Annotated in this window: 13 protein-coding genes and 1 pseudogene; 5 read left to right on the forward strand and 9 right to left on the reverse strand. The window is 68.5% G+C overall.

Translation table 11 applies throughout. The features are described from left to right. Positions 1-16: 16 nt before the first annotated feature. Positions 17-2341 carry an FdhF/YdeP family oxidoreductase gene (locus KR541_RS25640; RefSeq protein WP_050012812.1) on the reverse strand — a complete coding sequence of 775 codons (2325 nt, stop codon included), beginning with the start codon at positions 2339-2341 and terminating at the stop codon, positions 17-19. Between the two features lie 153 nt (positions 2342-2494). Between KR541_RS25640 and KR541_RS25645 the strand changes: the two genes are divergently transcribed. Then, positions 2495-3916 carry an aminotransferase-like domain-containing protein gene (locus KR541_RS25645; RefSeq protein ID WP_050012811.1) on the forward strand — a complete coding sequence of 474 codons (1422 nt, stop codon included), beginning with the start codon at positions 2495-2497 and terminating at the stop codon, positions 3914-3916. Here KR541_RS25645 and KR541_RS37075 read toward each other — a convergent pair. Then, positions 3841-4077, reverse strand: a pseudogene (locus KR541_RS37075) (mechanosensitive ion channel family protein); the annotation flags it as partial. The gene KR541_RS25645 and the pseudogene KR541_RS37075 overlap by 76 nt on opposite strands. Positions 4078-4405: 328 nt before the next feature. On the opposite strand from KR541_RS37075, the gene KR541_RS25650 reads away from it, so the two are divergent. After that, entirely contained in the window at positions 4406-6124 is a 1719-nt protein-coding gene (locus tag KR541_RS25650) for a SulP family inorganic anion transporter (RefSeq protein ID WP_050012810.1), read from the forward strand. 97 nt (positions 6125-6221) lie between these two features. Here the strand turns inward: KR541_RS25650 and KR541_RS25655 are convergent, their stop codons facing one another. After that, positions 6222-7097 carry a LysR substrate-binding domain-containing protein gene (locus KR541_RS25655; protein ID WP_089489441.1) on the reverse strand — a complete coding sequence of 292 codons (876 nt, stop codon included), beginning with the start codon at positions 7095-7097 and terminating at the stop codon, positions 6222-6224. Positions 7098-7193: 96 nt separating this feature from the next. Here KR541_RS25655 and KR541_RS25660 point away from each other — a divergent pair, with 96 nt between their 5' ends. Continuing rightward, entirely contained in the window at positions 7194-7793 is a 600-nt protein-coding gene (locus KR541_RS25660) for a LysE family translocator (RefSeq protein ID WP_050012808.1), read from the forward strand. Positions 7794-7829: 36 nt separating this feature from the next. Here KR541_RS25660 and KR541_RS25665 read toward each other — a convergent pair whose 3' ends face one another. The 6 genes from KR541_RS25665 to KR541_RS25690 all read right to left on the reverse strand — a co-directional run bounded on the left by KR541_RS25665 (position 7830) and on the right by KR541_RS25690 (position 12278). After that, positions 7830-9287, reverse strand: coding sequence for a DHA2 family efflux MFS transporter permease subunit (locus KR541_RS25665; protein WP_050012807.1), 1458 nt, complete (start codon positions 9285-9287; stop codon positions 7830-7832). Next, a complete protein-coding gene (locus KR541_RS25670) occupies positions 9284-9847 on the reverse strand; it encodes an isochorismatase family protein (RefSeq protein ID WP_124554960.1) in 564 nt (187 codons plus the stop codon). Before KR541_RS25670 ends, KR541_RS25665 begins: the two co-directional genes overlap by 4 nt. Before the next feature lie 64 nt (positions 9848-9911). Next, complete coding sequence (locus KR541_RS25675; protein ID WP_050012805.1) at positions 9912-10367, reverse strand: MarR family winged helix-turn-helix transcriptional regulator; 456 nt, start codon at positions 10365-10367, stop codon at positions 9912-9914. A 73-nt stretch (positions 10368-10440) separates the two neighbouring features. Further along, a complete protein-coding gene (locus KR541_RS25680) occupies positions 10441-10674 on the reverse strand; it encodes a DUF7661 family protein (RefSeq protein ID WP_050012804.1) in 234 nt (77 codons plus the stop codon). A 44-nt stretch (positions 10675-10718) separates the two neighbouring features. After that, entirely contained in the window at positions 10719-11801 is a 1083-nt protein-coding gene (locus KR541_RS25685) for a serine hydrolase (protein ID WP_089489438.1), read from the reverse strand. A 198-nt stretch (positions 11802-11999) separates the two neighbouring features. Next, positions 12000-12278: a hypothetical protein gene (locus KR541_RS25690; RefSeq protein WP_050012802.1), complete on the reverse strand. Its 279-nt coding sequence runs from the start codon at positions 12276-12278 to the stop codon at positions 12000-12002. A 51-nt stretch (positions 12279-12329) separates the two neighbouring features. On the opposite strand from KR541_RS25690, the gene KR541_RS25695 reads away from it, so the two are divergent. Then, entirely contained in the window at positions 12330-13205 is an 876-nt protein-coding gene (locus tag KR541_RS25695) for a LysR family transcriptional regulator (RefSeq protein ID WP_050012801.1), read from the forward strand. A 71-nt stretch (positions 13206-13276) separates the two neighbouring features. Beyond that, positions 13277-13561, forward strand: coding sequence for a transcriptional regulator (locus KR541_RS25700; RefSeq protein ID WP_124631070.1), 285 nt, complete (start codon positions 13277-13279; stop codon positions 13559-13561). Positions 13562-13653 lie beyond the last annotated feature (92 nt).

The following is a 13653-nucleotide window of genomic DNA, read 5'->3' on the forward strand; positions in this document are numbered from 1 at the left end:
TCATCGTCGTGCTCCGTCAGGCAGCGATCGACGCCGGCGCGGCCGCGCGATGCAGCAGCACGGGTACCGACTTCGACGTCGGCGTGTTGCACACGTCGCCGACGCTGTCGAGCGGCACGAGCGGGTTGGTTTCCGGGTAGTACGCGCCGATGCAGCCGCGCGGGATGTCGTATTCGACGAGCAGGAAGCCGTTCGCGCGCCGCTCGATGCCGTCGTGCCACACCGTTTCCATGTCGACCCATTCGCCGGCCGCGAGGCCGAGCATCGCGAGATCGTCGCGGTTGACGAACACCACGCGGCGCTGGCCGAACACGCCGCGATAGCGGTCGTCGAGCCCGTACACGGTCGTGTTGTACTGGTCGTGCGAGCGCGTCGTCATCAGCGTCATCAGCCGTTCGCCGTGCAGCGCGCGGGCGCGCTGGATCGGCGTGTCGGTCGGCAGCGCGTGCGCGATGAAGTTCGCCTTGCCCGTCGGCGTCAGCCATTCGCGGTCGCGCGACGCGACGCGCAGGTGGAAGCCGCCGGGCCGCGCGATGCGCGTGTTGTAGTCGTAGAAGCCGTCGAGCGTCGCCTCGATCGCATCGCGGATCTTCGCGTAGTCGTCCTTGTACGCGAGCCAGTCGATCTTGCCGCTGCCGAACAGCGCGTGCGCCATGTGCGCGACGATCGCGGGCTCCGACATCAGGTTCGGCGACGCCGGCTTGTTCATCCCGTACGACACGTGGACCATGCTCATTGAATCCTCGACCGTCACGCCTTGCACGACGTTGTCCTGCAGGTCGATCTCGGTGCGGCCGAGCGTCGGCAGGATCAGCGCGTCGCGGCCGTGGATCAGGTGGCTGCGGTTCAGCTTCGTCGTGATGTGCACGGAAAGCGCGCAGCGGCGCATCCCTTCCCACGTGCGCGGCGTGTCCGGCGTCGCCATCGCGAAGTTGCCGCCGAGACCGATCAGCACCTTCACGCGGCCGTCGAGCATCCCTTCGATCGTTTCGACGACGTCGTAGCCGTGGTGGCGCGGCGGTTCGAAATCGAACACGTGGCCGAGCCGGTCGAGGAACGCCTGCGACGGTTTTTCCTCGATGCCGACCGTGCGGTTGCCCTGCACGTTCGAATGGCCGCGCACCGGGCACAGGCCGGCGCCGGGGCGGCCGATGTTGCCGCGCATCAGCATCAGGTTGGTCAGCATCTGCACCGTGGCGACCGAATGCTTGTGCTGCGTGATGCCCATCCCCCACGTCGCGATCACGCGTTCGCTGCGCGCATAGCGCTGCGCAAGCGCGTCGATCTGCTCGTACGGCACGCCGCTTTCGGCCGTCAGCGCGGACCAGCTTTCGGCGCGCAGATCGTCGGCGAACGCATCGAAGCCGGCCGTGTGCTCGTCGATGAACGCGGTGTCGAGCACACGCGGCGCACCGGCGGCGCGCGCGGCGTCGTCGAGTTCGAGCACGCGCTTGGCCATCCCCTTGATCAGCGCGAAATCGCCGCCGATGGTCGGCTGGATGAACGTCGATGCGATCTTCGTGCCCGACATCGTCAGCATCTCGAGCGGGCTTTGCGGATCGGCGAAGCGCTCGAGGCCGCGCTCCTTCAGCGGGTTGATCGACACGATCGTCGCGCCGCGCTTCGCGCACTCGCGCAGCTCGCCCATCATCCGCGGGTGATTGGTCGCGGGGTTCTGGCCGAAGATCAGCAGCATGTCCGCATGCTCGAAATCGTCGAGCGTGACCGTGCCCTTGCCGACGCCGACCGACGCCGGCAGCCCGCGGCTCGTCGCCTCGTGGCACATGTTCGAGCAATCGGGGAAGTTGTTGGTGCCGTACAGGCGCACGAACAGTTGATAGAGGAACGCCGCTTCGTTGCTCGCGCGGCCGGACGTGTAGAACGCGGCCTGGTTCGGGTCGGGCAGCGCGCGCAGATGGCGCGCGATCAGCGCGAAAGCATCGTCCCACGCGATCGGCACGTAGCGGTCGGTCTGTGCGTCGTACGCCATCGGGTCGGTGAGCCGGCCGTGCTGTTCGAGCTCGAAATCCGATTGTTCGAGCAGTTCGGTCACCGTGTGCGCGGCGAAGAATTCGGGCGTCACGCGCTTGCTCGTCGCTTCCGCGGCCACGGCCTTCACGCCGTTCTCGCAGAATTCGAACGTCGACGCGTGCTGTCGGTCCGGCCATGCACAGCCCGGGCAGTCGAAGCCGTCCGGCTGGTTCTGGCGCAGCAGCGTACGGTAGTTGCCGCCGGCGACCTTTTCCTTGATCAGGTTGATCGTGACGGCTTTCAGCGCGCCCCAGCCGGCGGCCGGGTGGGTGTACGGTTCGATGCGCGCGGTCGCGGATTTCTTTTTCATGATGCAGGTGTCGGGGTCGATGCGTGCAGAGTACGCGCGGCACCCGTGCGGCTGTGTGTACACCTGTTCACTTCAAAAAAGAGTACAGTTCCGGCCATTCATCCCGTGCGGATCGCAACTGTGTTGCTGAAGGGAAATTGAAAGGGGAAGCGCGTGAAGCGTTACGAACAACTGGCCGACGATCTCCAGGCGCAGATCGAGCGCGGCGTGTACCGGCCCGGCGAGCGGATTCCGTCGGTGCGGCACGCGGGCCGGCAACAGCAGCTCAGCGTCACGACCGTGCTGCGCGCATACCTCGTGCTGGAAAGCCGCGGCCTGATCGAAAGCCGGCCGCAGTCGGGCTACTTCGTGCGGGCGCGTGCGGCAGTGCCGGCCGAGGCCGAGCTGCATATTTCCGCGCCGGCCGCCGAGCCGTCGGCCGTGGACGTGAGCCGGCTCGTGCTGTCGACGCTGCGTTCGATCGCGCGCGACGACGCGGTGCCGCTCGGCTCGCCGTATCCCGACGCGTCGCAGTTTCCGGTGCAGCGTCTTGCGCGCTATGCGCAGGCGATCGGGCGGCGGCGCACGCGCTGGGGCGTGATCGACGACCTGCCGCCCGGCAACCAGGAGCTGATCCGCCAGATCGCGCGGCGCTATGCGGAGCGCGGGGTCGCGGTCGAGCCCGGCGAGATCGTGATGACGATCGGCGCGACCGAGGCGATCAACCTGTGCCTGCAGGCCGTCGCGAAACCGGGCGACACGATCGCGGTGGAGTCGCCGACGTTTTACGCGATGCTGCACGCGATCGAGCGGATGGGCATGCGTGCACTGGAAGTCGCGACGCACCCGGGCGACGGCATCGATCTCGACGCGCTCGAGCGGATCCTCGCGCGCGAGCGCATCGCCGCATGCATGGTGATGCCGAATTTCCAGAATCCGCTCGGCTTCCAGATGCCCGATGCGCGCAAGCGCGCGCTGGTCGAACTGCTCTCGAAGCACGGCGTGCCGGCGATCGAGAGCGACGTTTATCACGAGCTGCACTTCGGCGACACGGCGCCGAGCGCGCTGAAGTCGTTCGATCGCGACGGGCTGGTGCTGCATTGCGCGTCGTTCACGAAGAGCCTGTCGCCGCGCTACCGGATTGGCTGGGCGATGCCGGGCCGTTACCGCGACCAGGTCGAGAAGCTGAAATTCCTGAACACGCTCGCGACGCCCGCGATCGAACAACTCGCGATCGCCGAATACCTGAAACACGACGGCTACGATTTTCATCTGCGGCGCATGCGCAAGCTGTATGCGCAGCAGGCGAGCCTGATGAGTGCGATGGTGCGGCGTTTCTTCCCGGAAGGCACGCGGCTGTCGCAGCCGCAGGGCGGGTATGTGCTGTGGGTCGAGCTGCCGCCGCGGGTCGATGCGATGAAGCTGTATACGCTCGCGCTCGCGCAGCGGATCACGCTCGGGCCCGGGCATATGTTCTCGGCCGGCACCGATTACCGGCATTTCATCCGGCTCAACTACAGCTACCCGTGGTCGCGGCAGATCGAGGATGCGCTGAAGGTGCTGGGGCGGCTCGCGTCGGAGTGCGCGGCGCGGTGAGCGCTGCCGGCCGGCGGATGCGGGTACATGCGCAGCGGGAACGCCGGCAGCACTGCGATCAGGTGGTCGAACAGGTCGGCCTGGATGGCCTCGTAGTCGACTCACGTCGTCGTATCGGTGAAGCAGGGCAGTTCGAGCGGAATGCGTGCCGCGAACGCAGGTCGATCGGCTCCCGAATCGGCTCACCTTTGTGAAGGTATCCTCTGCATCGAGGTGAAGGCCGCTGGTGAACCCGCATCACCGCAAGCCGGCGTGCGAGCCGGTTGCCGGATGCGGCGTCTACAGGAACGCGATCGGCCCGAAGCCATGACGGCAGGCCGTCGCGTTTCGATGCGCGCGGTCGGCGATCCATGCAATCATGCGGACGTCGCAGGCGTCGTCGGTGTGCCGCGCGCGTTGGCGTGCGGCTCCTCCGGCAACGGTGAGCGACACGCGACACCGTTGCGCACCCGTTCGTGGCCCGTCATTTCGACTTCACGCATTTCACGCATGCAAGATTCCAATGAAAGCCGTCCGTCGCGCGTGCGGCTGCTGAAAGGCCTCCTCCCGATCCGTCGCGCGGGTGCCATCCGCGACATCTTCGCGGGCATGTCGCTCGCGTCGATGGACATCCCGCAGGTGCTCGGCTACGCACGCATCGCCGGCATGCCGGCCGTCACGGGGCTCTACACGGTGTTCCTGCCGCTCGTTGCGTTCGCATGCTTCGGCGCGTCGCGCCATCTCGTGGTCGCCGCCGATTCCGCGACCGCGACGATTTTCGCGAGCCGGCTGTCGTCGATGGCGCCGGCCGGCAGCGCCGACTATGCGGCGCTCGCCGGCATGGTCGCGTTGCTGACCGCCGCGATGCTGCTGCTCGCGCGCATCTTCAAGCTGGGTTTCCTCGCCGATTTCCTGTCGCGCACGGTGCTGGTCGGTTTCCTCGCTGGCGTCGGCGCGCAGGTGTCGATCGCGATGCTCGGCGACATGCTCGGCGTGGCCGTGCCGTACCCGGCGTCGCGCAGCCTCGCGCAACTCGACTACGTCGTCATGCACCTGGTTGACGCGCACCGGCCGACGCTCGCGCTCGCGGCGCTCGTCGTCGTCGCAATTCTCGCGTGCAAGCGGTTCCTGCCGCGCGTGCCGATGCCGATGATCGCGGTCGCGGGCAGCATCGCCGCGAGCGCAACGTTCGGTTTCGCCGCGCACGGCATCGCGGTGCTCGGGCCCGTGGCGGGCGGGCTGCCGCCGCTGCGCTGGCCGTCCGTCACGTGGCAGCAGTTCCTCGATCTCGTGCCGGTCGCCGCTTCGTGCTTCGTGATGATCATCGCTCAGAGCGCGGCCGCCGCGCGGGTGTTCGCGCAGCAGTACGGCGAGGACGTCGACACCAATGCCGACATCCTCGGCCTCGCGGCCGCGAACGCGGCGGCGGCGCTCGGCGGCGCGTTCGTCGTCAACGGCAGCCCGACGCAGACGGCGATGGCCGACGGCGCGGGCGTGCGCAGCCAGATCGGGCATCTCGCGTTCGCTGCGGTCGTCGCTATCGTGCTGCTGTTCTTCAGCCCGTATCTGCAGTATCTGCCGCATGCGGTGCTGGCCGGCATCGTGTTCACGATCGCGCTCGGGCTGATCAACGTGCGCAGTCTCGCCGCGATCCGTCGGGAGAGCCCCGGGGAATTCACGCTCGCGCTGGTCACGGCCGCCGCCGTCGTGACGGTCGGCGTCGAGCAGGGCATCCTGCTGGCCGTCGCGCTGTCGCTGATGCGGCACGTGCGCCACAGCTACCAGCCGCACACGATGGTGCTCGAACCCGTCGCCGGCAACGGACGGTGGCAGCCGGTGCCCGCCCGGCGCGGCGCGATGACGGCGCCCGGGCTGATCGTCTACCGGTTCGGCGCCGACCTGTTCTTCGCGAACGATCATCTGTTCGCTGCCGAAGTAATCGAACTCGTCGATGCGGCGCCGGTGCCGCCGCGCTGGTTCGTCGTCGATGCGGGCGCGATCACCGACGTCGACTATTCGGCCGCACGGACCTTGGTCGATCTCGTCAGGGCGCTGCATGTGCGTGGGATCGGCGTGCTGTTCGGGCGCGTGAACCGCTATCTGCGCGCGGACATGGATCGTCACGGGATCACCGAGGCGGTCGGCGCGTCGTGCATCTTTGCCACGCTGCATCAGGCGCTGGAGGCGGCGGGCGCGACGCCCGCACCGCAGGAGCCGGGCACGGTGTAGGGCCTGTACACGCCGATAACGGGCCAGCCCCACGAACGATTTTTTCCAAACACGGGAACGTGCGTTATTAGCGTGAACACGCTCTTGCTCAGCAGCGCTACGCGACCGCGCGCAGGCGTGCGAAACCGTTGCGCAGGCAACGGGCCAGTTCCGCCGCGGCCGCCGTGTGCTGGCCGCGCGGCACATGCAGGTTGATCGAGAAATTCGGCAGCGCGGGCAGGCCGCTGCCGGCCGGCAGGATCTCGAGGTCGGCCGGCACGGTGGACGCGAGCCACACGGTTACGGCCAGATCGGCGCGCACGGTCGCGGCCGTGGCATCGAAGCTGCCGTTCTCGAACACGGTGCGCCACGCGCGATCGCTGCCGCGTAGTGCGTCGAGCACCGTCGGGCGGAACGCGCAGGTCTGCGCGACCATCGATACCGGCAGCGGCGAGTGCCGGTGCGCGGTGCCGCCTTTCGCGCCGACCCACACCAGCCGGTCGACGGCGATGCATTCGCCGCGCGACGATCCGACCGGCGCCTCGATCAGCGCGACGTCGAGATCACCCTGCTTGAGCCCGCGCCGCAACTCCGGCGATGCCGCGCACACGAGCGTGAGCGCGACGTGCGGATGTGCGTGCGCATAGCTTTTCAGGATCGGCGCGAGACAGGTGCCGACCAGATCCTGCGGTGCGCCGAGACGCACCGGGCCTTCCACCGCACCGGCGCTCAGGTCGGCGAGCAGCGCATCGTGAACGGCGAGCAGCCGGCGCGCCTGTTCGAGCAGCCGCTCGCCGGCCGCCGTCAGCAGCAGGTTGCGATGCTCGCGGACGAACAGCGGGCCCGACAGCATTTCGAGCCGCGCGACCTGCTGGCTGATCGCGCCTTGAGTGAGGTGCAGCGCGTGGCCGGCCGCCGTCATGCTGCGATGATCGGCGACGGAGACGAATGCGCGCAGCAGCGCGAGATCGAGATTGCGAGCCATGCTTCGCATTATGGATGCTAATGGAAGGCATAAAAATCTTTCGCTGTCGTAATGGCGCAATCGCAGGTAAAAACGGGGCTTCAATGACGACAACCGGGAGCCCTCGTGCCGCTTCACGACTATCTGCCGCTGGTGCTGTTCGTGATCGTCTCCACCGCGACGCCGGGTGGCGCGACGACGCTCGCGACCGCCTCGGGCGCCCATTTCGGCTATCGGCGTTCGCTGCCGCTGATGTCGGGCATCGCGGCGGGCCTCGCGTCGATGGCGGCGGCGGCCGCCGCCGGGCTCGGCAGTGTGCTGCTCGCGCTGCCCGCGTTGCAGCTCGCGATGAAGGCGGTCGGTTCGGCGTACCTGATGTGGCTGGCGTTGCGCATCGGACGTGGCGGCAAGCCGCGGCTCGATGTCGACGTGCACCGGCCGCAAGGGTTCGTCAGCGGCGTGTGGATGCTGTGGCACAACCCGAAAGGCTGGGCGATGACGCTCGGCGCGGCCGCGTCGTTCGCGGCGCTCGCGTCGGGGCCGGCGCGGCTCGGTGTGCTGCTTGGGGTGGCGTTCGGCGTGGCCGCGATGGCGTCGTTGTCGCTGTGGTGTTTCGCCGGGCTGCTGTTTGCCCGCGTGTTGCGCACGGAGCGGCAGTGGCGTTGCCTGAATGCGGGGCTCGGCCTGTTGCTCGTGGCGTCGATCGTGCCGATGTGGTTGCCGTAACAGGAAACCGCGCACGCGGTGCGGCGCGGCGCCCGTTCAGCGCGAACCGGCCGGCGCGTTGCCGGCCCGTCGGTCGCCGCCTGCACCGGCCGATCGCAACGGCAGCCGCAGCGTCGTCACGAAGCTCGCCGCATGCAGCGCGCACAGCAGGCCGAACGCCCACGCATACGCGACGGCCTGCGTGCCGCCGGCCGACGTCGCTTCCGCGTGCAGCCGCCACGCGAGAAACAGCGTGCAGAGCGTCGTGAACGTCGGGCCGCCGAGCCGCTGCACGATATTGAGCGACGTGGTCGCCATCGGCAGGTCGCGGCGCTCGACCGACGCATACGCGGCGGCGATCGACGGCGCGCCGATCGCGCTCTGGCCCATGCCGCGCAGAAACAGCGCCGGGACGAGCACGAGCGGATCGTAGCCGGTCAGCGCGACGAACACGAACGGCAGTGTCGCGGCGAGTGCGAGCAGCGCGCCGGCGGCGGCCAGCCGGCGTACGCCGAACCGGCTCGTCAGCGCGCCCATCGACGGATAGGTGACGAGCATGCCGAGCCCGAGCGGCGCGAGCAGCCAGCCCATTTCGCCCGGCGAGCGCCCGCACGCCTGGATCAGGAACACGGGAATCAGCATCTGGCCGGCATACAGCGCGCCATTCGACAGGAACTGCGTGCCGGCTGCGGCGCCGAACACGCGCGAGCGAAACAGCGCGAGATCGATCAGCGCACGCTCGCCCTGGCGGCGCTCGAAGCGCAGGAACGCGACGAGCAATAGCGCCGAACCTGCGACCGCCGCGATGCCGGGCATCGAGCCGATCCGCTCGACGCCGTACAGGAACAGCACGAGGCCCGGCGACAGTAACGCGAGGCCGATCCAGTCGAGTTCGCGCCGCGGCGCGTCGTCCCGGTCGCCCGGCAGGAACCGCGCGGCCAGTGCGAGCGCGAGCGCGCCGACGGGCAGGTTCACCAGAAACAGCCAGCGCCATGACGTGTGCTGCAGGATCGCGCCGGCGACGACCGGCCCGAGGATCGGCGCGAGCAGCACCGGCACCGCCGCGTAGCCGATCACGCGCGCCATCTGCTGGCCGGCGACGCGCGCGATCATCATCTGCGCCATCGGCGCGAGCAAGCCGCCGCTGACGCCTTGCAATACGCGGAACGCGATCAGCGACGGCGCGGACCATGCGAGCCCGCACAGCGCCGACGTCAGCGTGAACGCCGAGAAGCACCACAGGTACAGCGCCTTCGCGCCGATGCGATCGACGAGCCAGCCGCTCAGCGGCAGCACCAGCGTCAGCGCGAGCAGGTAGCCGCTCGTCACCCACTGGATCGTCGACAGGCTCGCATGCAGGTCGGTCGCGAGGCTCGACAGCGACACGTTGACGATCGTCGCATCGAGCTGTGACAGCAGCGAGCCGAGCGTCGCGACCGCGCTGACTTTCCAGATCGACGGATCGAGCCGGCCGGCCGCGTGGCCCGGCGTTGGCTGTCTGCGTGGCTCGCTCACGCGCCGCGCCGGTCGAGCAGCGCGACGATGTCCTGCGTCGTGCCCGTCTCGCCGAGGCGCGGGAACAGCCGCTCGACGCTGTTCGCGTGTGCGTCCGCGTTGAGGTCGGTCATCGCGTCGACGGCGAGCGTCACGTTGTAGCCGAGTTCGTGCGCCTGCCGCGCGGTCGATTCGACGCCGATGCTCGTCGCGACGCCGGTCAGCACGATCTGCGTGACGCCGGATGCCTTCAGATGCGCGTCGAGACCGGTGCCGGTGAACGCGCCCCAGGTCCGCTTCGTCACGACGTGGTCGCTTGGCTGGCGGTTCAGTTCGGGCACGAGTTCGGTCCAGTCGGCGGGAAGCTGCGCCGTGCGCGGCGGTTGCTCGGTGCGGCCCGGTGCGCCGCCCGCGACGTTGACCAGCACGACCGGCAGCCCTCGACCGCGGAAGGCGTCGAGCAGTTCGCGGGCGTGGGCGATCACCGGTGCGACCGGGTGCGCGGTGGGGAGGGCGACGATGCCTTTCTGCAGGTCGATGACGACCAGCGCCGTGTTCGTGTCGAGACGGGTTGCGCTCATGATGGGCTCCGGGGAAAGGGCGAGGAAAGCCGTGCGCGAATGCTGCGTGGCGCACGGGCCGGGTTTATTGGTCGCCGATGCGGCGGATCAGCGGGATGGCCGCGGCAAGCGTGTCGATGTCGTGCGGGTCGAGCTTCTCGATCGCGGCGCCGAGCCACTTGTGTTTCGCGGCGTTGCGCTTGCGTCGTGCGTGGAGGCCGGCGGCGGTGAGTTTGAACAGGATCTGGCGGCCGTCGGTCGGATGCGGTTCGCGCTCGACGAGCGCGTCTTCCTCGAGGCTCGCGAGAATCGCCTTCATCGACTGCGGCTTCATCGCCTCGGCGCGCGCGAGATCGGCGGTCGTCATCGGCCCGTGCCGTTCGAGTCGCGCGAGCGCGCTCGTCTGCGACATGCCGAGCCCTTCGGAATCGATCTCCGAGCGCAGCCGGCGGATGAGCTGGCCGACCGCGAGGGTCAGGTCGGCGGCAACGGTTTCGGCGGAAACGCCGGGTTTGCGTGGCGGGTTCATGCGGCGAATCATAGAGCACGACAGTTAGACTTGCAAGTTTAACTGTCGAATTGATCGCTGGCCGGCGTTACTATCCGATGCGCGATTACGTGCGTCGATGCGCGACCGGTACGACTTCGCTGTATCGCGGGGTTGCGTTTTCGTGCAGCAGATCGCCGAGGTACTGGCCGAGTTCGTCGGCGGTGAGCGCCGATGGAATCTGCAGATTGGCCGGGCGCCGCTTGCCTTCGGCGCCGAGATCGAACACGGCCCAGCGGCCGTCCGTGCGCACGACGGCGAGCAGCCGGCCGAAGGCGTTGAAGCGGTATTCGTGCTGCATCGCGTCGCTCCGTTAGCGTGAACGCGCCGGCTGCCCGTGTGTGTTTACTGGATCGAGCAGGACAGCCAGCGATGGATTTTGATTGCGTCGCTCGACACGCCGGCACGCGTCGGCGCGCCGAGCAGCACGACCGTTTCGCGGCGGCCTTTCACGCGCATGCGCATCACGACGCCGTGCCCCGATTCGTTGATGAAGCCGGTTTTCTGCAGCCGGATCGGCAGGCGGCGGTAGCGCACGAGCGGGTCGGAATTCACGTACACGAGTTCGCCGTCGCCGGGGCGCACGGTGGTCGACAGGTCGGTCGAGAAATAGCGGATCAGCGGATCCTGCGCGGCCGCGCCGACGAGCCGTGCGAGATCTTCCGCCGTCGACACGTTGCGCGGCGACAGGCCGGTCGGCTCGCGGAAGTGCGTACGCCGCATGCCGAGCCGGCGCGCTTCGCGGTTCATCGCCTTCACGAACGCCGCGCGCCCGCCCGGATAGTCGCGGCTCAGCGCGGCGGCTGCGCGGTTCTCCGACGACATCAACGCGATATGGAACATGTCGCGGCGCGACAGTTCCGAGCCCACCTGTAGGCGCGAGCCGGTGAACTTGATCGTGTCGCGGTCGCGCGCGGTCACGCGCAGCACGCCGTTCAGCGGACGATCGGCGTCGCGCGCGACGACGGCCGTCATCAGTTTCGAAATCGATGCGATCGGCCGTACGGTTCGCGCGTTGCGCGCGAGCAGCGGGGTGCCGGAATCGACGTCGAGCACGTAAGCCGCGCGCGAATGCAGCGACGCGACCGCGCGCGGCGTATAGCCGCAACTGGCGAGCAATTTCGGTTTCGCGGGCGCGGGCGGTCGCACGGCGGTCGTGCGTTTCGCGCGCCGCTGCTGCGATGCGGGTGCCGCGTGGCGTTGGGCCGCTTGATGCGTCACGCGCGAGCGACGACGCTTGACCGCTTTTTTCTTGCGATGGGGTGTCTTCTTGACGGCCTTCGTATGGGCATGCGGCTGCGCATGGGCGGCGCGATGCGGCTGCACGCGTTGCGCGGACGCATGCGCGGCGAATGCGAGCAGCAGGAACGACAGGGCGAGGATCAGGGTGGTCCGGGCGCGAGGCAGGCGCGCGATGAGGCCGGTCAAGCGAAAGTCTCCTTTTCACGCGCGATGCGGCTGCGCGGAATGCATGGGCGGTCAGCGGGTGCGGCAAATTATACGGTCGATCGCGGGACGATGACGATTGGATGACGCGCAATGACGCGTGATACGGGATGATTTCGGTCTTTTTTGCGCTGCCGGGCAAGCGGTGCGCGTCGCGTGAAAGGCGGGCAGATGCACGGTTCAGCGCGGCCAGTTCCGCCGCGACACGACCGCGAAACTGATCGCGATCGAACCGGTCACCGCGCGCGGCGGCACGTCTTCCAGCGCATCGCCGAAGCGAAAGCGGCGGCTGCGCCCGTCCGTGCGTTCAGCACGACGCTTCGGTGCGCGCGCAGCGGCGGCAGCAGCGCATTCGCTTGCATCTGCGACATCGGATGACGGCTCGGCCACGCAGTCGGCCGCTGGATCGACGGACATGAAAGTAAGTTCCGGGAAGGGCATGTCCGTATTGAACGCCATTGCATTCGATCGGTAAAATGAATCTTTCGATCGTTATGATTCCATTAAAGAATGGAACTGAAACTGCTACGCACGTTCCTGACGGTGACCGAGCTGTGCCATTTCAGCCGTGCGGCCGACGCGCTGCACATGAGCCAGCCCGCGCTCAGCAAGCAGATCGGCGCGCTGGAGGCGAGCCTTGGCGGCAAGCTGTTCGAGCGCGGCCGGCATGGCGCGGAACTGACGCCGTTCGGCGAACGCTTCCTGCCCGACGCGCAGGCGCTCGTGCGAGATGCCGACGAAATCCTGGCGCGTGCGCGGGAAGCGACGAGCGGTCAGCGCGGGCACTTGCGGCTCGGCATCTGCCTGTCCGTGCTCACGCTCGTGCCGAAACTGATCGCCGAATTTCGTCGTCGCAATCCGGGTGTCGCGGTGACGCTGAGCGACCTGTCGTCGTCCGAACAGACGCGCCGGCTGCACGCCGGCAAGCTCGACGCCGGTTTCCTGCGCCTGCCCGCCGACGAAGGCTTGTCGTCGTTCAAGGTGACCGACGAAGCGCTCGCGCTCGCGGTGCCGCCGCATCTCGGCTTCAAGCGCGTGCCGGCCAATCTTGATGTGCTCAACGAGATCGGCTTCATCGCGCTGCAGCGCGCGCGCGGCCCGGGGCTGGCCGCGCAGATCGATCGGTGGTGCGTCGAGCGCCGCTTCGTGCCGCACGTGATGCAGCAGGCGGAGGACGTGCAGTCGGTGCTGACGTCGGTCGCGGCCGGCGTCGGCGTCGCATTCATTCCGTCGAGCGCGCAGTACCTGCTGCGCGACGCGACGGTGCTGCCGCTCGACGGCCGGGACGCGAAGTGGCGCGTGGGGCTCGCGTGGCGGGCCGAGCGCGACGATCCCGTCACCACGCGTTTCGTGTCGTTCATGCGCGCCGCGCTCAAGGGCGCGTGACGCGGCGTATAGTGCTCGCGATGGTTGTCTCCATGCATGCCGGCCCGACGCCGGCCGACCAACCCGAACCGATGACTTCAGAATCCGACGAATCCCCGCTCGATCCCGCACTCGTCGCCACGCTCGCGACGCTGAACGAAGTCGCGAGCGATCCGGCCGGCAAGCCGTGGTCGCTGCCGAAGATCGCAAAGCGTGCGCAACTGCCGATGAGCACGCTGCGCCGTGTGCTGACGCAGCTCGACGCCGCCGGCCTGAGCGCGACGACGCTGAACGAGGACGGTACCGGCAGCGCTGCGCTGACCGACGAAGGGCGCGCGGTGTGCGCGCAATTGTTCGGCGCGAACGATGCGCAATGATTGAAAAACGGGCCGCTGATACGGCCCGAGGCATACGGATGGCTCGACGCGGACGTCGCGCCGGCCCGTTCGTCGCTCGCGAGCACGGGCCG

Origin of the sequence: Burkholderia sola (assembly GCF_905400185.1) — a bacterium.
Taxonomy (GTDB): Bacteria; Pseudomonadota; Gammaproteobacteria; order Burkholderiales; family Burkholderiaceae; genus Burkholderia; species Burkholderia sola.